General features: G+C 64.0%; 28 protein-coding genes. 16 read left to right on the top strand and 12 right to left on the bottom strand.

The features are described 5' to 3' along the window. Window positions 1-16: 16 nt before the first annotated feature. From infC to def, 4 genes are all read right to left on the bottom strand, one after another. Window positions 17-556 (bottom strand): translation initiation factor IF-3, encoded by a 540-nt coding sequence (gene infC / locus HUW10_RS06160; RefSeq protein WP_174504769.1) that lies wholly within the window; start codon window positions 554-556, stop codon window positions 17-19. Window positions 557-665: 109 nt separating this feature from the next. Next, window positions 666-1433, bottom strand: a complete 768-nt coding sequence (truA, locus tag HUW10_RS06165) for a tRNA pseudouridine(38-40) synthase TruA (RefSeq protein ID WP_174502701.1) — start codon at window positions 1431-1433, stop codon at window positions 666-668. Continuing rightward, on the bottom strand, window positions 1430-2335 hold the full coding sequence (gene fmt, locus HUW10_RS06170) for a methionyl-tRNA formyltransferase (protein ID WP_174502702.1): 906 nt from the start codon (window positions 2333-2335) through the stop codon (window positions 1430-1432). The genes truA and fmt overlap by 4 nt, the downstream gene beginning before the upstream one ends. Further along, window positions 2335-2901 carry a peptide deformylase gene (gene def / locus HUW10_RS06175; protein ID WP_174502703.1) on the bottom strand — a complete coding sequence of 189 codons (567 nt, stop codon included), beginning with the start codon at window positions 2899-2901 and terminating at the stop codon, window positions 2335-2337. Before def ends, fmt begins: the two co-directional genes overlap by 1 nt. 116 nt (window positions 2902-3017) lie before the next feature. Here def and HUW10_RS06180 point away from each other — a divergent pair, with 116 nt between their 5' ends. Continuing rightward, a complete protein-coding gene (locus HUW10_RS06180) occupies window positions 3018-3521 on the top strand; it encodes an Hsp20 family protein (RefSeq protein ID WP_174502704.1) in 504 nt (167 codons plus the stop codon). A 1-nt stretch (window position 3522) separates the two neighbouring features. Further along, complete coding sequence (locus HUW10_RS06185; RefSeq protein ID WP_174502705.1) at window positions 3523-3780, top strand: DUF1150 family protein; 258 nt, start codon at window positions 3523-3525, stop codon at window positions 3778-3780. A 91-nt stretch (window positions 3781-3871) separates the two neighbouring features. Here the strand turns inward: HUW10_RS06185 and msrA are convergent, their stop codons facing one another. The 6 genes from msrA to HUW10_RS06215 all read right to left on the bottom strand — a co-directional run bounded on the left by msrA (window position 3872) and on the right by HUW10_RS06215 (window position 9746). Continuing rightward, the gene (gene msrA, locus HUW10_RS06190) at window positions 3872-4549 is read right to left on the bottom strand and encodes a peptide-methionine (S)-S-oxide reductase MsrA (RefSeq protein WP_174502706.1); all 678 of its coding nucleotides are present in this window, start codon (window positions 4547-4549) and stop codon (window positions 3872-3874) included. A 25-nt stretch (window positions 4550-4574) separates the two neighbouring features. Next, window positions 4575-6035, bottom strand: coding sequence for an amidophosphoribosyltransferase (purF, locus tag HUW10_RS06195; RefSeq protein ID WP_236656248.1), 1461 nt, complete (start codon window positions 6033-6035; stop codon window positions 4575-4577). Between the two features lie 101 nt (window positions 6036-6136). After that, a complete protein-coding gene (locus HUW10_RS06200) occupies window positions 6137-6700 on the bottom strand; it encodes a CvpA family protein (RefSeq protein ID WP_174502708.1) in 564 nt (187 codons plus the stop codon). Further along, a complete protein-coding gene (gene radA, locus HUW10_RS06205; protein WP_174502709.1) occupies window positions 6697-8103 on the bottom strand; it encodes a DNA repair protein RadA in 1407 nt (468 codons plus the stop codon). Before radA ends, HUW10_RS06200 begins: the two co-directional genes overlap by 4 nt. 29 nt (window positions 8104-8132) lie before the next feature. Then, window positions 8133-9206 carry a hypothetical protein gene (locus tag HUW10_RS06210; protein WP_174502710.1) on the bottom strand — a complete coding sequence of 358 codons (1074 nt, stop codon included), beginning with the start codon at window positions 9204-9206 and terminating at the stop codon, window positions 8133-8135. 24 nt (window positions 9207-9230) lie between these two features. Continuing rightward, window positions 9231-9746 (bottom strand): adenine phosphoribosyltransferase, encoded by a 516-nt coding sequence (locus HUW10_RS06215; RefSeq protein WP_174502711.1) that lies wholly within the window; start codon window positions 9744-9746, stop codon window positions 9231-9233. A gap of 198 nt (window positions 9747-9944) precedes the next feature. Between HUW10_RS06215 and HUW10_RS06220 the strand changes: the two genes are divergently transcribed. The 10 genes from HUW10_RS06220 to kch all read left to right on the top strand — a co-directional run bounded on the left by HUW10_RS06220 (window position 9945) and on the right by kch (window position 19164). Continuing rightward, window positions 9945-10574 (top strand): DsbA family protein, encoded by a 630-nt coding sequence (locus HUW10_RS06220; protein WP_174502712.1) that lies wholly within the window; start codon window positions 9945-9947, stop codon window positions 10572-10574. A gap of 7 nt (window positions 10575-10581) precedes the next feature. Next, window positions 10582-14079: a chromosome segregation protein SMC gene (gene smc / locus HUW10_RS06225; RefSeq protein ID WP_174502713.1), complete on the top strand. Its 3498-nt coding sequence runs from the start codon at window positions 10582-10584 to the stop codon at window positions 14077-14079. 84 nt (window positions 14080-14163) lie between these two features. Next, on the top strand, window positions 14164-14481 hold the full coding sequence (locus HUW10_RS06230; RefSeq protein WP_174502714.1) for an AtpZ/AtpI family protein: 318 nt from the start codon (window positions 14164-14166) through the stop codon (window positions 14479-14481). 13 nt (window positions 14482-14494) lie between these two features. After that, window positions 14495-15250, top strand: a complete 756-nt coding sequence (locus HUW10_RS06235) for a F0F1 ATP synthase subunit A (protein WP_174502715.1) — start codon at window positions 14495-14497, stop codon at window positions 15248-15250. Between the two features lie 75 nt (window positions 15251-15325). Continuing rightward, window positions 15326-15559, top strand: coding sequence for an ATP synthase subunit C (locus HUW10_RS06240; protein ID WP_007422333.1), 234 nt, complete (start codon window positions 15326-15328; stop codon window positions 15557-15559). A 25-nt stretch (window positions 15560-15584) separates the two neighbouring features. Beyond that, window positions 15585-16154 carry a F0F1 ATP synthase subunit B gene (locus HUW10_RS06245; RefSeq protein ID WP_174502716.1) on the top strand — a complete coding sequence of 190 codons (570 nt, stop codon included), beginning with the start codon at window positions 15585-15587 and terminating at the stop codon, window positions 16152-16154. A gap of 6 nt (window positions 16155-16160) precedes the next feature. Continuing rightward, window positions 16161-16682 (top strand): F0F1 ATP synthase subunit B, encoded by a 522-nt coding sequence (locus tag HUW10_RS06250; protein ID WP_174502717.1) that lies wholly within the window; start codon window positions 16161-16163, stop codon window positions 16680-16682. A 132-nt stretch (window positions 16683-16814) separates the two neighbouring features. Next, the gene (gene purC / locus HUW10_RS06255; protein ID WP_174502718.1) at window positions 16815-17579 is read left to right on the top strand and encodes a phosphoribosylaminoimidazolesuccinocarboxamide synthase; all 765 of its coding nucleotides are present in this window, start codon (window positions 16815-16817) and stop codon (window positions 17577-17579) included. After that, complete coding sequence (gene purS, locus HUW10_RS06260) at window positions 17576-17815, top strand: phosphoribosylformylglycinamidine synthase subunit PurS (RefSeq protein ID WP_174502719.1); 240 nt, start codon at window positions 17576-17578, stop codon at window positions 17813-17815. Before purC ends, purS begins: the two co-directional genes overlap by 4 nt. A gap of 137 nt (window positions 17816-17952) precedes the next feature. After that, window positions 17953-19164: a voltage-gated potassium channel protein gene (gene kch, locus HUW10_RS06265; RefSeq protein ID WP_174504770.1), complete on the top strand. Its 1212-nt coding sequence runs from the start codon at window positions 17953-17955 to the stop codon at window positions 19162-19164. Between the two features lie 24 nt (window positions 19165-19188). Here kch and HUW10_RS06270 read toward each other — a convergent pair whose 3' ends face one another. After that, window positions 19189-20316, bottom strand: a complete 1128-nt coding sequence (locus HUW10_RS06270; protein WP_236656250.1) for a diguanylate cyclase domain-containing protein — start codon at window positions 20314-20316, stop codon at window positions 19189-19191. Between HUW10_RS06270 and dapD the strand changes: the two genes are divergently transcribed. The 3 genes from dapD to HUW10_RS06285 are packed head-to-tail and all read left to right on the top strand — an operon-like array spanning window position 20260 to window position 22813. Continuing rightward, window positions 20260-21099: a 2,3,4,5-tetrahydropyridine-2,6-dicarboxylate N-succinyltransferase gene (gene dapD / locus HUW10_RS06275; protein WP_174502720.1), complete on the top strand. Its 840-nt coding sequence runs from the start codon at window positions 20260-20262 to the stop codon at window positions 21097-21099. The two genes, HUW10_RS06270 and dapD, sit on opposite strands and share 57 nt — an antisense overlap. Next, window positions 21096-22211, top strand: a complete 1116-nt coding sequence (gene dapE / locus HUW10_RS06280; RefSeq protein ID WP_174502721.1) for a succinyl-diaminopimelate desuccinylase — start codon at window positions 21096-21098, stop codon at window positions 22209-22211. Before dapD ends, dapE begins: the two co-directional genes overlap by 4 nt. After that, window positions 22208-22813, top strand: a complete 606-nt coding sequence (locus HUW10_RS06285) for a hypothetical protein (protein WP_174502722.1) — start codon at window positions 22208-22210, stop codon at window positions 22811-22813. Before dapE ends, HUW10_RS06285 begins: the two co-directional genes overlap by 4 nt. Here HUW10_RS06285 and rsmI read toward each other — a convergent pair. Continuing rightward, complete coding sequence (gene rsmI, locus HUW10_RS06290; protein WP_174502723.1) at window positions 22782-23687, bottom strand: 16S rRNA (cytidine(1402)-2'-O)-methyltransferase; 906 nt, start codon at window positions 23685-23687, stop codon at window positions 22782-22784. The genes HUW10_RS06285 and rsmI overlap by 32 nt on opposite strands. On the opposite strand from rsmI, the gene HUW10_RS06295 reads away from it, so the two are divergent. Beyond that, entirely contained in the window at window positions 23672-24955 is a 1284-nt protein-coding gene (locus HUW10_RS06295; RefSeq protein ID WP_371808619.1) for a penicillin-binding protein activator, read from the top strand. The genes rsmI and HUW10_RS06295 overlap by 16 nt on opposite strands. The last annotated feature ends 8 nt before the right edge of the window (window positions 24956-24963 follow it).

A 24963-nucleotide genomic window follows, 5' to 3' on the forward strand; every position in this document is an offset into this window, starting at 1 on the left:
GATGCGGACCGGGTGCTCAGCGCGGGCTGAGCACCATGATCATCTGCCGGTTTTCCATCTTCGGCATCTGCTCGACTTTGGTATCCGTCTCCATGTCAACACGGATACGTTCCAGCACCTTCACACCAAGCTCCTGATGAGCCATTTCTCGGCCACGGAAACGAAGCGTGACCTTGACCTTGTCGCCTTCGCCGATGAAGCTTTTCATGGCGCGCAGCTTCACCTGATAATCGTTCTCGTCGATATTCGGGCGGACCTTGATCTCTTTGATCTCGATCACTTTCTGCTTCTTGCGCGCCTCGTTTTTCTTCTTTTGCTGCTCGTATTTGAACTTGCCGTAATCGAGCAGCTTACAGACAGGAGGATCAGCATTCGGACTGATCTCGACAAGGTCGAGCCCAACCTCGCCGGCGCGGCGCTGCGCCTCTCTCGTGCTCATCACACCGAGCATTTCGCCCTCCTGGTCGATCAAGCGGACCTGGGGCACACGAATATCTTCATTGACGCGCGGGCCATCGCGGTTTGGCGGGCTCGGCGGAGCAGGTAGTCTGGCTATGTCGGTCTCCTGTCGTTGTGGACGCAAATAGAAATTAGCTTTATTGCTCTAGACGATATCGGGCTGCCAAAGCAACAGAACAAGCGCCCGGCCCTTCAGTTCCCCACGATCAGGTCCCCACGAATGGATCAGCCTCGTAGCGGACCGCGACCAGGGACAATCCCTCCGGCGGCGCAGTCGGCCCGGCGGCGGCACGATCGCGCGCAGCAAGAGCCTCGGCCACCCGGCCGACTGGCCAGCGCCCATCCCCTACCAGCTTGAGCGTGCCCACCATGTTCCGCACCTGATGATGCAGAAAGCTGCGCGCGTCCGTCTCGATCACCACCATGTCGCCATCCCGCATCACGTCGAGCCGATCGAGCGTACGCAGCGGCGACTTCGCCTGGCACGCACTAGCCCGGAAACTGGTGAAGTCATGCCGGCCCAGGAGGGACTGGGCCGCTTCGTGCATCGCCGAAACATCGAGCGGCACCTTCACATGCCAGACGAAGCCCTCCTGCAAGGCCGGCCGGGCTGCTCGATTGAGGATCAGGTAGCGATATGAGCGTCCGATCGCCGAAAAGCGCGGACTCCAGTCCGCCCACAATACCGGCGCTGCGGCAAGCACCACTACGGCATGCGGTTTCATATGGAAATTCAGCGCCTCGCGCACCGCCCGCGCGTCGAACTGGTCCGGCAATTCAAGAGCCGCAACCTGCCCGGCGGCATGCACCCCCGCATCCGTGCGACCCGCGACAACGCTTTCAGCAGTGCCGCTACCGCATAGCCGAGACGCTGCGGTCTCCAGCACCTCCTGCACGGACAATCCATTCTGCTGACGCTGCCAGCCGACAAATCCCCTGCCGTCATATTCAAGCCGGAGAGCCCAGCGTGTCACCCGAGACGCGTCCCGATACCCACCGAGTGCCCACGCAGAAATGCCTCCGCGGGCATGGCGGCGCGTCCAGCGCGTTGCACCAGCGTCAGCCGGATTGCTGCCTCGCCGCAGGCAATGGTCAGCCGATCGTCGAGCACCGTTCCCGGCTCACCCTGCCCTTCTGCGGCGTCTGCACGCAGGATCTTGAGCGTCTCGCCGTCCAGGCGAGTCTCAGTGCCAGGCCAGGGCTGGAATGCCCGGATTCGCCGCAGAATGGCCGCTGCCGGCGTGGACCAGTCGATCACGGCATCCGCCTTTGACAGTTTCGGGGCATAGGTCGCCCCGATTTCCGGCTGCGGCACCGGGATGCAATCCGCTTGCAAAGCCTTGAGGATCAAGCGGGCGCCAAGGGCAGCGAGCCTGTCATGCAGATCCGCCGTCGTATCCTCCGGGCCGATCGGCAGCGACTCGGCCAATAGCATCGCACCGGTATCCAACCCTTCGTCCATCTGCATGATGGTAACACCGGTCTGCGTATCCCCCGCCAGCACCGCGGCGTGGATCGGCGCGGCGCCGCGCCAGCGCGGCAACAGGCTGGCATGGATATTGATGCAGCCCCGCCGCGGCGCGGCCAGCATGTCCGCAGGCAGGATCTGGCCATACGCGGCGACAACGGCAACATCGAGATCGAGGCCACGGAAATAGGCTCTTTCTGCGTCATCGCGACGCAAGCGCTCCGGCGTCCGCACCGTCAGGCCGAGTTGATCGGCCGCCTCGTGAACGGGGCATTTGCGGATACGATGCCCTCGCCCGACCGGACGCGGCGGCTGACAATACACGGCCACCACATCATGCCCCGCCGCATGCAGCGCCATCAGCGCCGGGACGGCAAATCCCGGCGAACCCATGAACGCAACGCGCATCAGCGCGTCGGCTTTCGGGCTGCCTTTTCGCGCAGATCCTTCGCCAGCTTGCGCAGAATCATGTTCCGCTTGAGCGCCGAGAGATGGTCAACGAACAGGACGCCATCCAGATGGTCGATCTCGTGCTGGATACAGGCGGCCAGAAGTCCATCAGCATCGAGCAGCCGCTTCTTGCCGCCCTCGTCCTCGAACGACACGCTGATCCGCCCCGGCCGGATCACCTCGGCATACTGTCCCGGCAACGACAGGCAGCCCTCCTCACGCGAGACAAGTTCGTCGCTGCGGGTGGTGATCTCCGGGTTGATCATGACGATGGGCTGCTTCTGGTCGTCCGGCGCCAGATCCATCACCACCAGGCGCAGCGACACGCCGATTTGCGGGGCGGCAAGACCGATGCCCGGCGCGCGATACATGGCGGCAAACATCCGCGGCACCAGTTCAGCGACCTCACTCCGGTCGGCGCCGACAACCCGGCGCGCCTTCATGCGCAGTCGCTTGTCGGGCACGATCAGGATTTCGGGGATTCCGGCATCGGCAATATCGGTCGTCACACTCATGCGCGGCATGTAGCGCCGCCGCCCCGCCCGATCAATCGGTACTTGCATTGGCCGCGATTTATGCCCATTTCGGGGGTGCGAAACGCCGTCCGGGTTTCGCTTGTCTCGCTCGAAAGGAGGAGGCTTTGACCACTCGCGTTTTCACTTCGCCCCTGTTTCTGGGCTTCGATCATCTTGAGCAGGTGATTGAACGTGCCGCAAAGGCCTCGTCGGAGGGATACCCTCCCTACAACATCGAACAACTCAGTTCGACGAGCCTGCGGATCACGATCGCTGTCGCCGGGTTCACGATGGATGATCTCCAGATCACACAGGAAGACAATCAACTGGTGATCCGTGGCCGTCAGAACGACGACATGCAGGGACGTATCTTCCTGCATCGCGGGATTGCTGCACGGCAGTTCCAGCGGGCTTTCGTTCTTGCCGAGGGCATCGAGGTCAAGGGAGCATGGCTCGACAACGGGCTCCTGCATATCGACCTCGCACGACCGCTGCCGGAAGCAAAAATCCGCACGATCGCCATCAAGAAAGGTGCAGGCGGCCAGAACGGCGCCAGCACGGCACGCACGCTCGACAGCGACGCGATTGCATCGCGCGTGGTTGGCCGTGAACTCCAGGAGGGTTCCTGACATGAACATCAAGACCCATGACGGCATCACCGAAGATGCCCCGTTCCAGGTGTTTCTCGATCCGCATCAGATCACCGAATCGCAGCTCGCCGAACTCGGCCTTGAGGAAATCGCTTACGTCCGCCCGATCATGACGCCTTCAGGCCCGGCCTTCGGTGTGTTCGCTGCCAACGGCGTGCCGATGGCGATCGCAGCCGACAATAACGTCGCCCGCGCCGCCATCGTCCAGCATGAACTTGCGCCGGTATCGGTTCACTGAGACCTTTGCGCCGGCCTGAGTAACGAGCGAATTGATCACCTTGTCGTGGCAAGACGTCCGGTCAGATGGAAACATCTGACCGGATACTTCTTTACAAGGCAGACATGACCCCGGCGGGGCAACCCACACCCGTGCCGCCAAGCCCGCAATAACCGTTCGGGTTCTTGGCCAGATATTGCTGATGATAGGCCTCGGCAAAAAAGAAGGGGGACGCCGGAACAATTTCCGTGGTGATCGTGCCAAATCCGGCCGCAGAAAGCGCCGGCTGGTAAGAAGCGCGGGCTTCTTCAGCGAGACGCAACTGCTCATCCGATGCCGCACAAACGATCGAGCGATATTGCGTGCCGATATCAGCACCCTGGCGCATGCCTTGCGTCGGATCGTGATTTTCCCAGAACACCTTCAACAGAGCCTGGAACGAAGTCACCTTCGGGTCGAAAACGACAAGAACGACCTCTGCATGGCCCGTGCGACCCGAACAGACTTCCTCATAGGTCGGGTTGGGCGTGAATCCGCCTGCATAGCCGACAGCGGTCACCACAACGCCCGGCACCTGCCAGAATTTACGTTCGGCGCCCCAAAAGCAGCCAAGACCGAAAATCGCGGTTTCCGTTCCCTGGGGATAAGGTCCGGCCAGCCGCGCACCGCTGACATGGTGGAATTCGGGAACGGCTATTGGCGTCGCGCGACCAGGCAGCGCCTCAGCAGGCGTCGGTATTCGCGTTTTCATCAAGCTCATCATGGCTTTGATCCCCTCCAACACTTTCATGCCCGGAAATCCAGCCCGACGGAAATCAGGCCAGCTCGGCCAGAAGCGAGTGTTGAGGATCTCTCGGCTCGGCATGATCTGTCAACGGGATCGGATAATCGCCACTGAAACAGGCATCGCAATAGGCCGGCGCTTCCGGGTCGCGCCCGCTATGGCCCAGGGCGCGATAAAGCCCGTCGATCGAGATGAATGCCAGACTGTCGACGCCGATCAGCGCGGCCATCTCCGCCTCACTGTTGCGAGCTGCAAGCAGTTTCGCGCGCTCTGGCGTATCGATGCCGTAGAAGCAGGAATGCGTGGTCGGCGGCGAGGATATCCGCATATGAACCTCGCGCGCGCCGGCTGCGCGCACCATCTCCACAATCTTCTTCGACGTGGTGCCGCGCACGATCGAATCGTCCACCAGCACAACGCGCTTGCCCTCAAGCGCCGGCCGGTTGGCCGAATGCTTCAGCCGCACGCCAAGATGGCGAATCTGGTCGGTCGGCTCGATGAACGTCCGCCCGACATAGTGATTGCGGATAATGCCGAGTTCGAACGGAATACCGCTCCGTTCGGCATAACCCATCGCGGCCGGCACGCCGGAATCGGGGACAGGGACGATCAGATCGGCCTCGACAGGGGATTCTTCGGCAAGCTGGCTGCCAATACGTTTGCGCGCCTCGTAAACCGACTTTCCATCGACAACCGAATCCGGCCGAGCGAAGTAGATATATTCAAAAACGCAGAATCGCGGCTTTTGCGGCACGAACGGCTTGAGGCTCCGCACGCCGTTGCGATCGATCGCCACGATCTCGCCCGGCTCGATATCGCGCACGAATTCGGCGCCGACCATCTCAAGCGCGCAGCTTTCCGAAGCCAGCACCCAGCCGGGACCGCTACCGTCAGCCCCATGCGTGCGGCCAAGAACCAGCGGACGGACACCCAAAGGATCACGAACGCCGATCAGCAGGTCATTGGTCAGCGCGACCAGCGAATAAGCCCCCTGGACTTGCTTCACCGCGTCGATCAGACGGTCGAGCACGGTTGCATAGAGGCTGATGGCAATCAGATGAACGAACACTTCGGAATCGGTCGTGGACTGGAACAGGCAACCGCGCCGCACCAAGGTCCGCTTCAGCGTATGGGCGTTGGTCAGATTGCCGTTATGGCCAACCGCCAGGCCACCGAATTCGAATTCCGCGAACAACGGCTGGACATTCCGCAGTAGCGTGGCGCCGGTCGTTGCATAGCGATTGTGGCCGATTGCGCGGGTTCCCGGCAGACCGGCCATGACCTTGGCGTCACCATAATTGTCACCGACGAGGCCTATACCCTTATGGGCATGAAAGCGGACGCCGTCATGCGTGACGATGCCCGTCGCCTCCTGGCCGCGATGCTGGAGCGCGTGCAGGCCGAGCGCCGTGATTGCGGCAGCGTCGGCGACGTTCCAGACGCCAACGACACCGCACTCCTCGTGCAACTTGTCGTCATCGCCAGCAGTCATTTGATTTTCGGATTGTATCACGCCGCTTGATCCCCTTGCGACCGGAGCTTGTCACATAATGCCTCGGTCCTGCCCTGTCGAGGACCAAACCATGCCGGCATCTATTGGCTGGGTCCTGTCACGCCCGCGGCGGAATTCGGCTGAGCGGACGGCATGGACGGTTCCGGACTGAGGTTGTCGACATGGGGCCTGTAGGCTGGCGGCAGAAACGCCACCAGAAATGCAGAGCCGTTCTCGGCATAATTCAGGAACCGCGCATGCCGGATCGCAGCAGGCCATTCAGGCGGCTGCAGGAAAATCGACAGGCCGATATAGGCAAGGCACACGATCACACCGCCGCGTACAATGCCAAAGGCCAGACCAAGCGTGCGATCGATGCCCGAAAGGGCAGAGTCCCGCACGAGCGATCCGAGCCAAGCACTCAGGATCGACAGCACGATGAGCACAACGATGAACACAATACCAACCGAAACCGGCAGCACGAGTTTCGGATTCCCCACAATCCCGGTGATCTGCGGCTCGATATCGGGATAGAGAAGGAATGCAGCCGCACCAGCTCCGATCCAGGCGCCAATCCCCAGAACCTCCCGCACGAAGCCTCGGGCCAAAGCAAGCAGGCCAGAAAGCAACACGATGGCAATCCCAACACCATCAGCCCAAGTCATAATTCCTCCTCCGCCCTGCTGCCACCATCACCACCCATGGCCGCAACAAGATCGCTCAAATGTCCGTATTCCACCAATGACATGCCATCCGGCGACAGCAGCCGCCTTTGTCCGCCAGCCGCACGGCGCGGCAGCACGGCTCTTGCGAAGCCGAGCTTGACCGCCTCCTTCAACCGCAATTCCGCCTGCGCCACCTGGCGCAATTCGCCAGACAGGCCGATCTCGCCAAAGAAGACAGTCTGCGGATCGGCCGGCACTCCGCTGGCCGCCGAAATGAGGGCGGCGGCGACAGCAAGATCCGCGGCCGGCTCGGATACGCGCAATCCGCCGGCGATATTGAGATACACGTCGTGACCGCCAAGCTTCAGGCCGCAGCGTGCATCGAGAACAGCCAGCAGCATCGACAGCCGGCCCTGGTCCCACCCGATCACCGAGCGCCGGGCTGACCCCGCCCCGTTGGCCGAGAGCAGCGCCTGCACCTCCATCAAGACCGGCCGTGACCCCTCCAGACCCGCAAGCACAGCGCTGCCCGTGACATTGCCGTGCCGCTCGGCAAGAAAAAGGGCGGATGGGTTGGCAACCTCAGCCAAACCACCCCCGGTCATTTCAAATACGCCGATCTCATCGGTGGCGCCGAACCGGTTTTTCGCGCCGCGCAAAATGCGGAACTGGTGGCCACGATCACCCTCGAAATGCAGCACAACATCGACCATGTGCTCGAGTACACGCGGCCCCGCGAGCGCGCCTTCCTTGGTGACATGTCCGACCAGCATCAGCGCGAAACCCTGCGTCTTTGCCGCCTGGATCAGGGCAAAGGCATTGGCGCGCACCTGGCTCACGGTGCCGGGAGCCGATTCGATGGTCTCGTCCCAGATGGTCTGGATACTGTCGATCACGACGAGTGCGACATTGGTCTCGGCGCGCAATGAACCGAGTATGTCGGCGAGAACTGTCGCGGAGGCCAGGTTAACCGGCGCCGCCTTGAGGTCGAGCCGTTCGGCCCGCAGCCTGATCTGCGCAACCGATTCCTCTCCGGAAACATACAGCACCCGCTGGCCGGAGGCGGCGAGACGGGCCGCGGCCTGCAAAAGCAGGGTAGACTTGCCGATTCCCGGATCGCCGCCCACCAGAATGACGGAGGCCGGCACCATCCCGCCCCCGAGCACGCGATCAAACTCGTCGATTCCAAGCGGAATTCGCGGCGGCGGAGGCGTCTCTCCCGCCAGCCCGACGAAATCGATTCCCCGGCCGGTCTGAACCGGTGCCTTGCGCCCCGTGCCGGTTGGAATGACCGTTTGCGACTCAAGGGTGTTCCAGGCGCAGCAAGCTTCGCACCGGCCCGCCCATTTCGGGGCCACTGCGCCGCATTCATTGCACACGAAACGGGTGGCGCCCTTCGCCATTCAGTCGCCGGTTACCGGTGAGATCGGCATCAGTTCGGCCGCCAGCCAAACCGCGTGAACAGAAATTGCCGCAGCGCCAGAAGTGCGTCCGGCGGAGCCGTGATCGGCGCGAGGGCGAGACCGGCGCTGTCCACCGTGAGGGCAATCGCACTCGCCGCCGCCGCAGACTGAAGGGCAGGCTGGCCGATCGCCCCCAGCGCGGCCTGGCGCCATAGCGCGACCGATACTGCGGGCGTCAGGCGCGGCAGGATCAGGATGAAATCCAGCCGGCTTGCGGCCACTACCGCCTGATAGGCGCGTTCAAGCGGCGCGGGCAGTGTTGCCACCCTGCGCGACGAGGCGAGTTCCTCAACCGTCGGCAAGGCGGGAAAGCGCTGCTCCCGCCTTGTCCCGCCAGCCTGATCGGAGCTGCCCAGCGTGCAGATCGCGCTACCGTTCGCCGCCTGCAGGGAGGCCATATCCGCCGGAATGTCTTCTCCAGCGAGCAATACCGCATCTGCCTCGCCGAGCCTGAATGCTCGTGCGACCGCCGATATGTCGCGAAGTCCGAAAATCGGCGAAATCGGCACGCCAAGCAGCTCGAACGCCAAAATCGCTGCCAGATCAGGACTTTCCGGCGCCGCTGCGGCCAGGCGGAGGGGGCTGGGCTGCGCGAGCCTTGCAAGCCCGCCACGCACCACAATGACGCCAGGATTGATCCCGGCAAGAATGGGAATCCACTCCCCCGGCCGGAAATGAACGCGCGGGTCGCCCGTCAGATAAGCGATCGGAGCTGCGCCAGGGAGCAGCGCTCCGGTATGGCCGTCCGCCGCGACAAGGGCCTGCAGACGGTTTGCGCCAGTAACGCCGTCCCGTCCCCCCGCTGTTTGAACCCGCAAGAGAGCGTCCGGCGAGAGGATAGCTTGAACCCCGAGCGAAATCGCATGAGCCCAGCGGTCGATCCTCCCGCCGGGCAAGCCCCCCACCAAAATACGATAGCCACGATCCGACGTATCGGCGAAGATCGTGCCAGTCGGCGCGATGCTGCCCGCGGCGGACGATATCCCGGGAGTTGCCCCCGCCAATGTCGCGCCAAGTGCGCCGAGGATGAACCGGCGCCTCACCCTGCCAAACCTCTCGACCCGGGCCTAACGGTCGTAGCTGACAAGAGCTTCGAACGGCACGTCAAGACGATCCCGTCCTTTCAGGAACTCCAGTTCGATGAGCGCCGCCGCGGCCGGCACCGTGGCGCCGACATTCCGCAACAGATTTATGCCAGCCGCCATCGTGCCTCCCGTCGCCAGCAGGTCATCGACGACGACGACCCGCTGCCCCGGCTGGACGGCGTCGGCCTGGATCTCGATGCGGTCGGTGCCGTATTCGAGATCATAATCATAGCCAACAGTCGGGCCCGGCAGTTTGCCGCGCTTGCGGAGCATGATGAACCCGCACCCCAGCTTGAGGGCGAGCGGCGCCGCAAGAATGAAGCCGCGGCTTTCCACACCCGCAAGCATATCCGGGTGGTATGCCCGAACCACATTGGCGAGACGCCCCATCGCCACCTGCCACGCATCGGCATGGCGAATGAGAGTGGAAATATCGTAGAACAGGATGCCCGGCTTCGGAAAATCGGGGATACCGCGGATGTGATCCTTTAGATTCATGCCGCCGGTATAGCGGAGGCGGCAGCCTTGGCAACGTCCGCAAGGCCATCGTGCGGGACAAAATCATTCTTGCGCTAATTCACGCCGCCTTGCTCTCGTCACGATATGGGTGTTCCGCTATTCAGGCATCAGCTGGCGCCGTTTCCGCTCGACGATGTCGCGCGTTTCAGCTACACAACATATAGAGGATTTTTTGCTATGGATCGTCGTTCGCTACTAGGTATGGTGGCTGGACTTGTGAGCGCCGGTGGCATCGGAACATCATTTCCGGCAGCAGCAGCCGGAGCGGCCACCGATTCCCCCTACACGGCGCGCAGCCTCGGCAATCCCGACGCCCCTATCAAAATCTACGAATATTTCTCCCTCAACTGCCCGCATTGCGCCGAATTCGCCACGCATGCGCTGCCCAAGGTCATCGAAACCTACGTGAAGCCGGGTAAGGCGTATTACGTGTTCAAGGATTTCCCGCTAAACGAGGACGCTCTGTGGGCAGCCCAGATCGCCCGCACACTGCCGTCAAGGGCGTATTTTCCCTTCATCTCCGAACTTTTCCGCACGCAAGATGAATGGGCCTACGCGCCGGACCTGAAAACGCCCAAGGATTACCAGAACGCGCTGTTCCGCTACGCCGCCCTCGCCGGCATGGATCGCGCGACGTTCGACGCCGCCATTGCGAACAAGAAGCTGCGCGCCTTCGTCCTCAAGGAGCTGAACGAGGCGGAAAAGACCTACAAGGTCAATTCGACCCCCACCTTCATCATCAACGGCCGCAAGCGGGAGGGCGCTGTGTCGTTCGACACCTTCTCCTCCTGGCTCAAGGCCGCGTAGGTCCGGCTTGCCCGCGCGTTTCGCCCGCCTGCGGATCAGCGGGTTCAAGAGCTTCGCCGATCCGACCACGATCGACATCCTGCCTGGGCTGACCGGCATCATCGGGCCGAACGGCTGTGGCAAGTCGAACGTGGTCGACGCGCTGCGCTGGGCGATGGGTGAGGCCAGTGCAAAGTCCCTGCGCGGCGGCGAGATGGAAGACGTGATTTTCGCCGGCACGATGGCGCGTGCCGCGCGAAATCTCGCCGAAGTATCCATCACCCTGACCGACACGGCTGGCCTCGCCCCGGTTCCGTTCCAGAACGAGCCGGAACTCCAGGTTTCCCGCAAGATCGAGCGCGGCAGCGGCAGTTCGTATCGGGTCAACGGCCGCGAAGTCCGGGCACGTGATGTCGCGACCCTGTTCGCCGACCTCGCCTCCGGCGCCCGCAATTCCGCGATGATCAGCCAGGGCCGGGTCTCCGCCTTGGTAAATGCCCGCCCGGACGAGCGGCGCGCCCTGCTCGAGGAAGCTGCCGGCATCACCGGCCTGCACGCCCGCCGGCACGAAGCCGAACTCAAGCTGCGGGCAGCCGAGCAGAACTTGCTAAGGGCCGACGACCTGCGCGCCCAGCAGGAGGCCCGTCTCGCCGAGTTGCGCAAGCAGGCCCGGCAGGCCAATCGCTACCGGAATATCTCGGGGCTGATCCGCGACGCCGAAGCCGAATATCTCGCCATTGAGCGAGAGCTTGCGGAGCGCCGGCGCCATGCGGCGCGCGCGCACTTCGCCGAAGCCGACGCAGCGGTCGGCCGCGCCGAGCGGATCCGTGACGAGGTGCTGGGCCGCGAGACCTCACAGAACGACGCGCTGCCCTCCTTGCGCGCGCGCGAAGCGGAAACGCGAACGCGTCTCGAGCGCGCACGCATCCTCGCCAAGCAGATCGATGCCGAGATAGCGCGTCTCGAAGCGGCTCGGCAGGAAGCCGAAGCGCGGGTGACGACCCTGCGAAAGGACCACGCCGGCGCCGAACGGACTGCCCACGACGCCGAAGCAGCCGCAATTCGGCTGGAGGCAGAGCGGTCGCAACTCGCCGCCGATCAAGAACTGGCTCCCGCCCGACTAGATCAGGCACGGCGCGAGGCCGAGGCAGCTTCGGGCGCCCTCGCGCAGTGCGACGCCGCAACCCAGCAAGCAACGGAAGCCGCTGCCCGCGCCCAGGCCGAGCGTCAGGCACTGGAAACCCGGCTGACCCAGGCCCGCAATACCGCCAGCCAGGCGGATCGCCGGGCCCGCGAAGCCGAAGCCGCCCATGCCAGCGCGCTGGCCGCTCTTGTGTCACCCGAGCGTCTTGCCGCCGCAGAAGCCGCCCGCGAGGCGGCGGAACTGGCCGTGACAACCGCCGAGGCCGCCTATGCCGAAGCCCAGAACCGGGTGCAGGAGGCGGAAACCCGGCGCACGGAGACCCATGCCGCCGCCATCCGCGCCCGCTCCGCCGCCACCGAAGCGGACGGCGCGGCGACGCGGCTCAAGGCCGAAACCGATGCGCTGAAAGCCCTGCTCGCCCAGAAATTCGGTCGCGATCCCGATCCGGTCCTGGACCGCATCAAGGTTCCCGCCGGGCTGGAAACAGCGCTTGGCGCCGCGCTGGGCGCTGAGCTCTCGGCAGGTGAACAGGCCAGCGCCGCCCGGCACTGGCGTCCCCTGCCTGCCATCACGTCCGAGGCCTCGCTACCCCGGATCGGCGAGACGATCACCGCACCCGAAGCCCTCCGACGTGCCCTTGACCACATTCTCCTGCTGCCGGCCGGCGAAGACGGCGATGCCTTGCAGGCGACGCTGCGCCCGGGGCAGATCCTCGTCTCGATCGAGGGTGGGGTCTGGCGTTGGGACGGTTTCGTGGTCCGTCCTGGCGCGCCGACGGAAGCGGCCGTCCGCCTCGCCCAGCGCAACCGGCTGGACCAGCTCGACATCGAGTTCGCGCGCGCGCGGGAAAGTGCAGAGGCGGCACGCGCCGCGCTGCAGGACGCCGAAACCGCCGAGCGCGATGCGCGGCGGACCGAGGAGGAGGCGCGTACGTCCCGCCGCTCTGCCGAATCCGCGATCGACCGCACCCGCAAGGATCTGCGCGCGGCAACGGAGACCGCGAGCAGGCTGGCGGCTGAAGCCGAGCGGTTGGCCTCCCGCGAGACTGCGGCGGCCGAAACCCGCGCCCGATTCGAGGCCGAGGCCCAGGATGCTCGCGCTGCACTTGCCTCCATCGAGTCCGAATTCACGACACTGGATGACGCCCGGACCCTTCGCGACGCGCTGGAGCAAGCGCGCGCAGCCCTGGCCGAGAGCCGCCGGCGCGACAGCGAAGCGACCCAGGCCCTTCAACGCCTGCAGGCGGAAACCGAAACCCGCGGGCGCCGGCTGGACACGATCGTCCGCGAACAGGCGGACTGGGTCGAACGCGCACGTGACGCCAATGACCGACGCACCGACCTCGCTGCCCGCTTGCGCGAGGCCGAAGCCAGCCTGGATTCCCTCGGCGCGGATGGCGGCGCGCGGGAGCGCCGGGCCGAAGCCGGCACCGAGCTGGCGGGGGCAGAAACCGACCACCAGGCCGCCGCGCGGGACCTTGCCGGCGCCGAAGACGCTGCACGGCGGAATTCTACCGCCGCGCGCGCCGCGGAGCAGGATCTAGCCCGCGCCCGAGAAGCCCGCATCGGCGCGGAATCCGCCGTGCGCGAAGCGGACCATGCCTGGGGCACCGTCGCCGAAAGAATGCTGGAGCGCCTGGGGGTCGATCCCGCCTTGCCCGCAGTGGCCGATCCGTCGCCCGACGCCGCCGACAAGGCGCGGAAGCGGTTCGAGCGCCTCACACGGGAACGCGACGAAATGGGCCCGGTCAACCTGCGCGCCGATATCGAGGTCGGCGAGATCGAGACCCGTCTCGCCGCGATCGAACGCGACCGCGAGGAGATTACCAGCGCAATCGCGAAGCTGCGCGGCTCGATCGGCCATCTGAACCGGGAGGGCCGCGAGCGCCTCTCTGCCGTCTTCACCGAGATCGACCGCCACTTTCAGGCCCTGTTCACCCGGATGTTCGGCGGCGGGCGCGCGCATCTGGCCCTCACCGGCTCCGATGACCCGCTCGAGGCAGGACTCGAGATCTTCGCCGAGCCGCCGGGCAAAAAACTCGCAACATTGTCCCTGCTTTCCGGCGGCGAGCAGGCTCTTACCGCGCTGTCGCTGATTTTCGCGGTCTTTCGCTGCAATCCGGCACCGCTCTCGGTGCTCGACGAGGTCGACGCCCCGCTCGACGATGCGAACGTCGAACGCTTCTGCCGCCTGCTGGAGGACATCTCCCAGGATACCGGAACCCGGTTCATCGTTGTGACCCATCACCACCACACGATGGCGCGGATGGACCGCCTCTATGGCGTCACGATGCAGGAACGCGGGATTTCGCGCGTCCTGTCGGTCGATCTCGGCACGGCGGCGGCGATGGTCGAGCCCGCCGGCGCCATGGCAGCGGAATAGATTTCACGCTCGCGATATGTTGACTTGGAACGGCAGCATCGGTAGCAACCGCTGCCGCCTGTCGGCGGGCGTAAGGGTGTGAAAATGGGTGACGAACCGGCTCAGGGGCCAGATGATCGAAACGATTTCGATCAGCGCCTTGCCGCCGCGCGAAGTCGTGCCGGGCTAGACAAGTCCGCCAAAGGCGCCGCGCAGCAGGACAAGGGTCCCAATCCGTTCAGCGTCGCAACGCGACTGGGCGCCGAAATGGTGGCGTCTCTGGTCGTGTCGGTCGCGATCGGCTATGGACTGGATCGCCTTTTTCATTCAGCACCCTGGTTCATGATTGGCTTCGTGCCCATTGGCGCGGCTGCGGGGCTTCGAAACGTGTTCCGGGCCATGGGGCCAGGCGACAAGGACTGACCGGAGGATACGGATGGCGCAAGAATCGGGGATCAACGCTCTCGGGCAGTTCCAGCTGACCACCGGTTTCGGTGCGTTCGGCAAGGCGATCGAATTCACCAATTCGAACCAGATGATGCTGCTCGCCGCCGTGATCGTCACCTCTCTGTTCGTGATCGCGCTGCGCCAGCGCGCACTGGTTCCCGGCCGCATGCAGGGATTGGCCGAAATCAGCTATGAATTCGTGCACAACATGGTGACCGACACGATCGGCGAGGAAGGCAAGCGCTTCTTTCCCTTCGTCTTCACCCTGTTCGCCTTCATCCTGATCGGCAACATCCTCGGCTTGTTCCCGTATTTCTTTGCCTTTACCAGCCATATCGCGATCACCGGCGCCCTTGCGCTGTTCGTCTTTGCCCTCTCGACGCTGGTGGGCTTCTGGTATCACGGCATCGGCTTCCTGAAATTCTTCTCCCCACCGGGCGTGCCGGGCTGGCTGCTGCCGCTGCTGATCCCGATTGAAATCGTCTCCTTCCTTTCGCGCCCGATTTCGCTTTCGGTCCGACTTTTCGCGAACATCACCGCAGGCCATGTGATGTGGGAAGTGTTCGCCGGCTTCATGCTGATGCTGGTCTCGGGCTTGGGTGCCGTTGGCGTGGTCGCCGCGATCATCCCGCTCGGCCTCAACATCGCGCTCACAGCGCTCGAATTCCTGGTCGCGTTCCTGCAGGCTTACGTGTTCGCGATCCTGACCTGCCTTTACCTGCACGATGCGATCCACATGCACTGATCGCCTCGCGCATCCCTTCAACTCCACCGGCCTGACCGGCCTCAGCTACCGCTTGAACTGAAAGGAATCCTAGTTATGGCCATTGACACCCTTCTGCTTGCTCGCGACGTCGGTGCAGGTCTGGCGACCATCGGCGTTGCCGGCGCGGGCGTCGGTATCGGCAACCTGTTCGGCGCTTTCGTCGGCGCTGTCGGCCGCAACCCGGCGGCTCGCGACAAGATGTTCCGCGACGTTCTGCTCGGCTTCGCCCTGACCGAAGCCGTCGCGCTCTACGCGCTGGTCATCGCGCTCATCATCCTGTTCGCCTGAACCACCGGCAGGGATACGTCACGCGATGCGCCGAACCACCATACTGCTCGCTGCCACTCTCCTGGGCCTGACGCCGGCTGTCGCCATGGCTGAAGGCAAGATGCCGCAGATGGATTTTGCCAATCCGCTGACCGGCGCTCAGGTCGTGTGGATGGCGGTCATCATGGTCGCGCTGTATTTCATTCTGGCGCGCTGGGCCCTGCCCAGGATCGGCGGCGTGATCGAGAACCGTCACAACCGCATTGCAAGCGACCTTGAAACCGCCCGCCGCGCCAAGGCGGAGGCAGAGCATGCCGTGCGAGACCTCAATCTCGCGGTCCAGAACGCGCGGGAATCGAGCCAGGGTGCGATCGCCGAGGCGGTGAATGCCGCAAAGGAACGCGCCCGGGCACAATCCGCGACGCTGAACGAGCGGCTCAACGCGCAGATTTCAGCGGCCGAAGCCGAAATCGAGGCGGCACGTCGTACGGCGGTCAACGCTTTGGCTCCGATCGCGCGCGACGTCGCGTCCAGCCTGCTGCACCGCCTGACAGGCGAGGCGGCGGAGCCTGGCCGCGTCGATCAGGCGATTGCGGCACTTTCAACCCAGGGGTGAGCGACCATGGAATATGAAGCCCTTACCGGTACGCTGTGGGACAAGGGAACTTTCTGGGTCACCGTTGCGGTCCTGATTTTCCTCTTTTTCTTTGGCAAGAAGATCGTTGGGGCAATCACCACGATGCTCGACCAGAGAAGTGCTGAGATTCAGCGCGAACTGGATGAAGCCTCCCGCTTGCGCGCCGAAGCCGAAGCCATGCTGAAGGATGCCGAAACCCGCCGCGAGGCCGCACTCGCGCAGGCGAAGGACATGCTCGCCATGGCCGGTCGCGAAGCCGAACGCCTTGCAGCCGACTTGCTGGCAGAGGCCGAGGCTTCCGCCCGTCGGCGTGAACAGATGGCGAAAGAGCGGATCGCTGCGGCCGAATCCGCGGCTGTCGCCGAAGTGCGCGAGGCCGCCGCGGCACTTGCCGCGCTCGCAGCAGAACGGGTTCTCAAGGAAACCATCGATGCGGCCCACGATCAAGGTCTTATCGATCAGGCGATCATCGGTTTGCCCGCAGCGCTGAGGCAGAAGGCTGCCTGATGCCTGTCGGATGCTGCCCTTCCGGGCAGCGTCCGGCTCCGGGCATGGCGCAAACCCCCGCCGGTTGATATACCCGGTCGTGAGCGGCACCGTTTTAATTTCCTTTTCGCCGCCGAGATACGAGGTTCACCCATGGCGCGTCGCCGGCAACTTTACGAAGGCAAGGCAAAAATTCTGTTCGAAGGGCCGGAACCCGGCACACTCGTGCAGTATTTCAAGGACGACGCCACCGCGTTTAACGCCCAGAAGAAGGGCGTGATCACCGGCAAGGGCGTATTGAACAACCGCATCAGCGAGTTCCTGATGCAACGCCTCGGCGAAATCGGCATTCCCACCCATTTCGTCCGCCGCCTCAACATGCGCGAACAGCTTGTGCGCGAAGTCGAGATCATCCCGATCGAGGTGGTTATCCGCAACGTCGCGGCGGGCAGCATGAGCACCCGGCTCGGCATCCCCGAGGGGACACGGCTTCCCCGGTCCATCATCGAATACTATTACAAGAACGATGCGCTGAACGATCCCATGGTGTCCGAGGATCACATCACCGCATTCGGCTGGGCCAGCACGCAGGATATGGACGACATCGTCCATCTCAGCCTGCGTATCAACGATTTTCTGACCGGCCTGTTCCTTGGTGTCGGAATCGTGTTGGTGGACTTCAAGATCGAGTTCGGCCGGCTGTGGGAGAACGAGGATATGCGCATCGTTCTCGCCGATGAAATCAGCCCGGACAACTGCCGACTCTGGGACGCCAAGACCAACGAAAAGATGGACAAGGATCGTTTCCGCCGTGACCTCGGCCGGGTCGAGGAAGCGTATCAGGAAGTCGCCAAGCGGCTCGGCATCCTGCCCGAAGCCGGAACCCGCGACATGAAGGGCCCGGAGATGATGCAATGAAGGTTGTGGTCGCGGTCAAGCTGAAACCCGGCGTGCTCGATCCTCAGGGCAAGGCCATTGGCCACGCACTCGAAGGCTTGGGATATGACGGCGTCACGGATGTCCGGGTCGGCAAGCTGATCGAACTAGACATCGCCGAGACAGACCGCGAGAAGGCCAAGTCTATCGCCGAAGCGATGGCGAGACGCCTGCTCGCCAATACAGTGGTCGAAAACTTCGAGATTTCACTTCCCTGACGACCGGGCGTTGCGGCGCCCGCCTTTAGCGCCCATCTCGAAGGCAATGATGGGTGAGATGAAAGGCGCCAGCCGCGTCAATGGCCTCCTCCAAGGGCCCCGCGATGAATAGGGTCGTTTCACTTCTCATACGGCCGATGCGTTTGCTTGGACACCGCTGGTACCGGCGCCTGCGGATGGATCTGTGGTTTCCACATGTGCCGCTGGCGCTCGCAGTCGGCGTCGCTGGCGCACTCGCGATTCTGCCGACGATCCAGAAATTCGCTGCGGAATATCTTCATCTCGATCTGGCTAACCTGGTCAGCGCCATTCACCCGATTTCGGGAAATATTCCGGGCCTTATCCTCAACGGTGTTCCAACCGTCGTCGTTGGCGCACTCCAACTCCTGATCGCCATTGGGTTGCTGGGCCGCTCGCGTATCGCCTGGCTCTCGGCCATCGGGATCACGCTTGCCCAACTTCTGCTGACCGTTCATGTCCAGGCAGCGTCCAGACTCGATGGGGAAGCGATCTACATCATCGCCCTGCTGGCCTCGCTCCTGCTCGCACGCAACCACTTCTCCCGTTCTTCACTGGCCGCCGGCACGCTGTTCGCTGTGGCCTCGGTACTTGTCTTGATGGTGTACGGGGTGCTCGGTTCACTGCTTCTCGGCGCCGGCTTCAACCCGCCAATCACCAATCTGCCGTCAGCGCTTTATTTTGTTATCGTCACGATGTCGACCGTGGGGTATGGCGACATCCTCCCCAAGAGCGAGAACGCGCGGCTTTTCGTCGTCTCGCTCATCGTGCTCGGACTGACGGTCTTCGCAACCGCACTGACTGCCGTGATCGGCCCGGTTCTGCAGAATCGGATAAACCGGACGATCGGCCCCCGGAGGCAGAAAATGAAACGCGTCAACCACTTCATCATTTCCGGCCATGGCGTCCTTGCCCGAAATACAGCCCGCGAACTGCGCAATCGTGGAGAATCCGTGATTGTCATAACGGAATTCGAGGATGCGAGTTTCGGCGATGCCGAGACGGTGATCGGCGATCCCACCGACCTCGATACGCTCCGCAAAGCCGGTGGCGAGCATGCACGGGCGATTCTTGCCCTTTCGGATGACGACTCGGAAAATGCCTTTGTCGTTCTCGCGGTCCGGGAACTGGGCACGGATGCCAAAAAGGTGGCCGCGGTGAGTACCCGCAAGAATCTCGAGCGCGTCCGACGGGTTCACCCCGACATGGTTCTCGCTGCCCCAGTCTTCGGCAGCGAGGTGCTGGCAATGGCCCTCACGGAGGAGAAAATCGATGGGGACTGGCTTCTCAGCCGGTTCCTCGATGTTCGCCCCCATGAAGACAATACCTGATTTTCCGCTCCCTCGGCGCGAGATTCAGGAGATATCGGACTGCCAGATCCGCACGGCAGGCCGCCCGGTCGTCGCGGCGGTCAAACGGGCCTGCTCGAGACCGGAGCGGGCATTGGCGAGAACCGCCGCAGGGTCATCGCCCGAGCGTGACCACCGCGACGCGATGCCAATGGCGACATGGCGACCGGTTCCCGCCAGCATCGCATCCAGCCGCGCGACGATCCGGTCTCCCCGCTCGGCAGCTACCAGATGATCCACCCCATCGCACCAGGCGGCAAGGCGGGTCGGGCCGATCCGCCCGATCAGGTCGCTCGGACGCAACATGTCGCGCAGGGTTTCGGCCGACTCACGAATGACGGCAGATGACGCTTCCGATCCTTGCGTGCCGCTCGATCTGACCCAGCCTATGGCGAACATGGTGCCAACGCGTTCCTCGATGTCCAACCGGTCAAATCGGCGATCCGCCTGTGCGAGGAAACTCGGCAGGGGCCACAATCCGGTTTCAGGATCGAGCGCATTCCGCTTCTTGGTGGCGCCAGCCGTAAGCAACCGGGTCACGAGGCGCCGCAAATGCGGTCCGATCGCGGTCAGCAGATCGGTTTCCGCGGCAGTGAACCGCCTGTCTCCACGACTACGCCAGGCCACGAGTGAAGCCGCAGGGAGATGCCCGGCAGTTGCAGTTTCCAGATCGACGGGAATGGTGAGGATTTCACCGCCGATGCAATCGGTCAGGCCGATGCCATAGGGGTAATCAGCGAGGATCGTTTCCCCCCCCTGCTGCACCGTCGCCGGGCGCACCACGAAACACATGCCGGAATCGGGAAATTCCGCTGCCAGCAAGGCGCAGGCCGCGGGGCCGGCGGTACTCGGGTCAGGCAGTCCTGCCAAACTATCGATCATGCGTGCCATGCGGTCGAGACGCCCTGAAATGTCTCGTCCGTCACGGGCGCCCTCGGATGCTTCCATGGAAAAGCCTGCCTCATACGTCATCATCAGGCTTTTCGCAGGATTGGGTAAATAACGTATTACCGCCCGATTGACAGGCTGAACCCACCTCAGCATGGTCTCGCCGGAACAAATACGGAAAGGCCGCCAATGGATCACACACCGCTCGCCGCGACGATTACCGCTGCCTGGGGCCGCCGGGACCAACTCGATTCGGCCTACCAGGGACCAGTGCGCGAGGCGGTGAACCAGGCCCTCACCTTGCTGGACGACGGCGTTCTGCGGGTGGCGGAACCCGGCCCGGACGGCTGGACCGTGCATCAATGGCTCAAGCAGGCCATTCTCATGTCCTTCCGCCTGCTGCCGAACCGGAGCATGGAAGGAGCCGGCGGTGCGCCCGTGTTCGACAAGGTGCCGATGAAATTCGGCGACTGGGACGATGCCCGCTTCGCGGCCGCGGGGATTCGGGCGGTGCCGGGTGCGGTTGTCCGACATTCCGCTCATGTCGGGCGGAACACGGTGCTGATGCCGAGCTTCGTCAATGTCGGCGCCAGGGTCGGCGAGGATACGATGATCGACACCTGGGCAACGGTGGGCTCCTGCGCGCAGGTCGGCCGCAACTGCCATATCAGCGGCGGTGTCGGAATCGGTGGAGTGCTCGAGCCGCTACAAGCCAATCCGGTGATCATCGAGGATGACTGCTTCATCGGCGCGCGCTCGGAAGTCGCCGAAGGCGTGATTGTGGAGCGCGGCGCCGTGCTTTCGATGGGAGTGTTTCTCGGCGCCTCGACCAAGATCGTCGATCGCGCAACCGGCGAGATCTTCTATGGCCGCGTACCAGCCTATTCCGTTGTCGTGCCCGGAGCATTGCCGGGCAAGGCGCTGCCTGACGGCAGTCCGGGCCCATCGCTCGCCTGCGCCGTGATCGTGAAGCGGGTCGATGCCCAGACCCGCTCGAAGACCGCGATCAACGAGCTTCTGCGGGCGTGACAGGCACGGACCCCGTCCCGATCGCGCAGCTTTTGCTGCGCCACCGCTCGGTCACGCCGGTCGATGATGGCGCTCAGACAACGCTTGCTGGTCTGCTGGAGTCGCTCGGTTTCACGGTCGAGACGCTGCAATGCGGCGAGGTTTCCAACCTCGTCGCCCGACGCGGAACCGGCAGCCCGCATTTCGCCTTCGCCGGTCACACCGATGTCGTTCCCCCTGGCGATGACTGGCGCCACCCGCCATTCGGCGGCACCATCGCGGATGGGCTGCTCTATGGGCGGGGCGCCGTCGACATGAAGGGTGCGATCGCAGCCTTCGTCGCAGCGCTGGCATCCCGACCGGCATACCGGGCGGGAACCATCTCCCTGCTGATCACGGGCGATGAGGAGGGCGAGGCCGTCGACGGAACCCGGCGCATTCTCGACCATTTGGCTGAAAATCGCGCCCTGCCTGAATTCTGCCTGGTCGGCGAGCCGACCTGCCGGACCACGCTTGGCGATACGATCAAGATCGGCCGGCGCGGATCGGTTTCGGCCCGTATCACTGTTCCCGGCGTGCAGGGGCATGTCGCCTATCCACATCTCGCCGACAATCCGCTTCACCGGCTGATCCCTGCCCTTGAAGCGCTCCGCACGCGGCAACTCGATACCGGCACAGCCTGGTTCGAACCGTCCTCGCTGCAAATCACCAGCGTCGATACCGGGAATGCGGCCGGCAACGTGATCCCGGCCAGCGCATCGGCGCGGCTGAACATCCGGTTCAATGACCGGCACAAGGGGACCGAACTCGCCGCCTGGATACGCGAAACGGTCTCGACCTACGCGCCCGGCGCAAAATGCGAGACCAGCATCAGCGGCGAGGCGTTCCTGACCAAACCCGGCAAGGATATCGACCTGCTCAGTGATGCCATCGCCAAGGTAACCGGCATCACGCCCAAACTGGACACCGGCGGCGGCACGTCGGATGCCCGGTTCATCACGTCATATTGTCCTGTCGCCGAATTCGGTCTGGTCGGAACCTCGATGCACCGGGTCGACGAGGCGGTTCCGATCAGCGAGCTGAGAGATTTGTCCGAAATCTATGCCCAAATTCTGGATCGTGTGTTCGCATGAATGGTGAGGATCGTTTTGCCGGAGCGCTGTTCAGCACCCTGCGCGGCATCTTCCGACTGGCCCTCGGCAGACTCGATGCGTTTCGCGAGTTCGGGAACACACCCGCCGCCTTCTCGGCGTCGATCGCGCCGCTGATCGCCTTCCCGATGGTTGGTGCGGCACTTCTGGCGGCGCGTGGCCACTGGATCTACGCGGCGGGGCTCATGCTGTCCCGACTGTGCGGCGTCCTGATACAACCCGTCATCATCGAACGGGCATCGCAGTGGCTTGGACGTCGCGACCGATGGCTGATCACTGCCACGGCGCTGAACTGGTCGATCTGGGTCGTATTCGTTCTCATTCCCCTGGGAATGGTCGTCAATGACATCCTGCTCGCGCTCGGCGCCGGGCAGGTCGGCGCGCTCACCCTCTCAGGCGGGCTGATCGCCCTCTATATGCTGTGGCTGCAGGGTTTCGTGCTGCGGGCCGGGCTGCAGACCAGCTGGTGGAAGGCGCTCGGGCTGCTGTTCGTGGTCAACCTGAGCACGGCTGCACTTTACGCAGTGCCGTATGTTTTCCATCCTGGCCTGCTCAGCCTGACACTTCGTCCTGCTTCAGGCTGAGCGCGCGCGCGTATACCAGCTTGCGTGGCAACTCCAGCTCCCGGGCAACGGCCGAAGCCGCATCCTTGATCGACATGACCGCCAGTGCCGCTTCGAGCGCCTCGTCCAGCGCCTCCGCCGATGCGCTTGTCCGGGTCGCAGGACCGATCACCAGGGTGATCTCGCCGCGCGCGGCGGTCGTCGCGTAATGTTCGGCGAGCACGGAGAGCGGGCCTCGCCTGATCTCCTCGAATCTTTTGGTCAGTTCGCGCCCCACCGCAGCGGGCCGGTCTCCGAGGACCGCCTGACAATCTTCAAGACACGCCGCCAACCGGTGGGGCGCTTCATAAAATACCAATGTCGCGACAAGCCCGGCTTGCTCCGCCGCGACGAGACGCTGCAATGCGCTGCGGCGAGCGGCCGAGCGCGGCGGCAGAAACCCGCCGAAGAGAAACGGATGGGGTGGCAGGCCGGACAAGGCGAGCGCCATGACGGCCGCATTCGGCCCCGGCACGGCACTGACAACGAGTCCCTCGTCGATCGCCGCACGCACCAGCCGGTAACCAGGATCGGCGATGAGCGGCGCCCCCGCATCGCTCACCAGGGCGAGCCGCTTTCCCTCGCGCATCATGCCGATCAGCGCAGGGGTTCGGGCCTGTTCGTTATGGTCGTGGAAAGATTGTAATTTTGTTAAGATTTGATATTGAGCCAGCAGGGTCGCGCTAACGCGGGTATCTTCGCATAATATGATGTCTGCTTCGCGCAGCGTGCTGACCGCGCGTGGCGACAAATCGCCCAGGTTGCCGATTGGCGTGGAAACCAGCACAAGGTCGGGTTGCCGACGAGAGGCCGTTTCGGATGCAAGTGGAGAAGTCTCGGATGTCACGAACGACATTAACGCCTGTGGCTTTGGTTTTGGCAACCGCTGCGGCACTCGCACTTGCGGGATGCAGCACCGCGCCGCGCCCCACCGCCACCGGCGGCGAGGTCTCATCGATGCAACCGACGGCGCACGCCACACGGACGCAAGGTCCCGTCGCGTTGCTGGTGCCGCTGACCGGCCCCTACGGCGCCATCGGACAGTCGATCGAGAAGGCCGTCAAACTGGCATTTTCAGCACCAGGCGCACCTAGGCTGGATGTCGAGAACACCGGCGGCACGGCGGCCGGCGCCGCCAGCGCCGCGCATAACGCCATCGGCAAGGGTGCCGGTCTCATCCTCGGACCGCTTACCATGGTGGAAGCTCGTGCGGTCACGCCCGTCGCCCAGTCCGCGGGCGTGAATGTCCTTGCCTTCACGAATGACGACAGCGTTGCGCGCCCCGGCATCTGGCCGCTGGGCATCTCGCCCGACCAGCAGGTCGGCAGGGTGGTTTCCTACGCCATCGAAAGCGGCCGCACCCGCACCGCCGCAATCCTGCCGGATAACCTGTTCGGCCGGCTCATGGCCGCCGCCCTGCGCCGCACCACAGCCCGGCTCGGCGCTCCACCGCCGCATATCGGATACTATTCGGCATCTTTCTCCAGCCTGAACGCAACGACGCGGAGCATCTCACAATTCGACAGCCGGGGTGCCGGCCTGATGTCGCGGATTCGCGCTGCCCGCGACCAGGACAGCGCGGCGGGACGTCGCCTCGCGGCCAAGCTGCGGAGCGAACCCGTCCCGCCGCCGCCCTTCGATGCCCTTCTGCTTGGTGCGACAAGCGAAGACCTCGCCGAGTTGCAAACCTTCCTTCCGTATTACGAGGCCGGTCCGCCACAGGTTCAGCTGATGGGCCCCGCGCTCTGGTCCAGCCGTGCCAGGGCGATGGCCACGCATGAGGTTCTGCGCGGTGCGATCTATGCGGCGCCCGATCCGTCGGCAGGCCTGCCATTTGACCAGAAATTCGAGGCAACCTATGGCGGTGTCACGCCGCCATCGATCGACAAGGTTGCCTTCGACGCCGCGGCGATCAGCGTACTCGCGGCGCATGAAGGCGGGTACAAGACATCCGTTCTGACGGCATCCAGCGGGTTCTCGGGTACCGACGGTCCGCTCCGGCTGCTGCCAAACGGTCATGTCGAACGCGGGCTCGCGGTGTTCCGGATCGAGCCGGACGGTCCAAAAGTGGTTTCGCCCGCACCGCAGACATTGCCATCCCCGGCACCATCGCCGAACGCATGACCTGACCG

The organism is Acidiphilium sp. C61 (genome assembly GCF_905116885.1).
Classification (GTDB): Bacteria; Pseudomonadota; Alphaproteobacteria; order Acetobacterales; family Acetobacteraceae; genus Acidiphilium.

What these genes read in the sequence shown, in the direction of transcription:
- rsmI (WP_174502723.1), bottom strand. Translation starts at nt 23,687, where the DNA reads ATGTCGTTCGTGACATCCGAGACTTCTCCACTTGCATCCGAAACGGCC.
- HUW10_RS06185 (WP_174502705.1), top strand. Translation starts at nt 3,523, where the DNA reads ATGAACATCAAGACCCATGACGGCATCACCGAAGATGCCCCGTTCCAG.
- HUW10_RS06240 (WP_007422333.1), top strand. Translation starts at nt 15,326, where the DNA reads ATGGCCATTGACACCCTTCTGCTTGCTCGCGACGTCGGTGCAGGTCTG.
- HUW10_RS06230 (WP_174502714.1), top strand. Translation starts at nt 14,164, where the DNA reads ATGGGTGACGAACCGGCTCAGGGGCCAGATGATCGAAACGATTTCGAT.
- dapD (WP_174502720.1), top strand. Translation starts at nt 20,260, where the DNA reads ATGGATCACACACCGCTCGCCGCGACGATTACCGCTGCCTGGGGCCGC.
- def (WP_174502703.1), bottom strand. Translation starts at nt 2,901, where the DNA reads ATGCCGCGCATGAGTGTGACGACCGATATTGCCGATGCCGGAATCCCC.
- HUW10_RS06295 (WP_371808619.1), top strand. Translation starts at nt 23,672, where the DNA reads ATGTCACGAACGACATTAACGCCTGTGGCTTTGGTTTTGGCAACCGCT.
- HUW10_RS06220 (WP_174502712.1), top strand. Translation starts at nt 9,945, where the DNA reads ATGGATCGTCGTTCGCTACTAGGTATGGTGGCTGGACTTGTGAGCGCC.
- HUW10_RS06200 (WP_174502708.1), bottom strand. Translation starts at nt 6,700, where the DNA reads ATGACTTGGGCTGATGGTGTTGGGATTGCCATCGTGTTGCTTTCTGGC.
- purC (WP_174502718.1), top strand. Translation starts at nt 16,815, where the DNA reads ATGGCGCGTCGCCGGCAACTTTACGAAGGCAAGGCAAAAATTCTGTTC.
- HUW10_RS06215 (WP_174502711.1), bottom strand. Translation starts at nt 9,746, where the DNA reads ATGAATCTAAAGGATCACATCCGCGGTATCCCCGATTTTCCGAAGCCG.
- kch (WP_174504770.1), top strand. Translation starts at nt 17,953, where the DNA reads ATGCGTTTGCTTGGACACCGCTGGTACCGGCGCCTGCGGATGGATCTG.
- msrA (WP_174502706.1), bottom strand. Translation starts at nt 4,549, where the DNA reads ATGAAAGTGTTGGAGGGGATCAAAGCCATGATGAGCTTGATGAAAACG.
- purF (WP_236656248.1), bottom strand. Translation starts at nt 6,035, where the DNA reads ATGACTGCTGGCGATGACGACAAGTTGCACGAGGAGTGCGGTGTCGTT.
- purS (WP_174502719.1), top strand. Translation starts at nt 17,576, where the DNA reads ATGAAGGTTGTGGTCGCGGTCAAGCTGAAACCCGGCGTGCTCGATCCT.
- HUW10_RS06245 (WP_174502716.1), top strand. Translation starts at nt 15,585, where the DNA reads ATGCGCCGAACCACCATACTGCTCGCTGCCACTCTCCTGGGCCTGACG.
- HUW10_RS06235 (WP_174502715.1), top strand. Translation starts at nt 14,495, where the DNA reads ATGGCGCAAGAATCGGGGATCAACGCTCTCGGGCAGTTCCAGCTGACC.
- HUW10_RS06285 (WP_174502722.1), top strand. Translation starts at nt 22,208, where the DNA reads ATGAATGGTGAGGATCGTTTTGCCGGAGCGCTGTTCAGCACCCTGCGC.
- HUW10_RS06250 (WP_174502717.1), top strand. Translation starts at nt 16,161, where the DNA reads ATGGAATATGAAGCCCTTACCGGTACGCTGTGGGACAAGGGAACTTTC.
- radA (WP_174502709.1), bottom strand. Translation starts at nt 8,103, where the DNA reads ATGGCGAAGGGCGCCACCCGTTTCGTGTGCAATGAATGCGGCGCAGTG.
- fmt (WP_174502702.1), bottom strand. Translation starts at nt 2,335, where the DNA reads ATGCGCGTTGCGTTCATGGGTTCGCCGGGATTTGCCGTCCCGGCGCTG.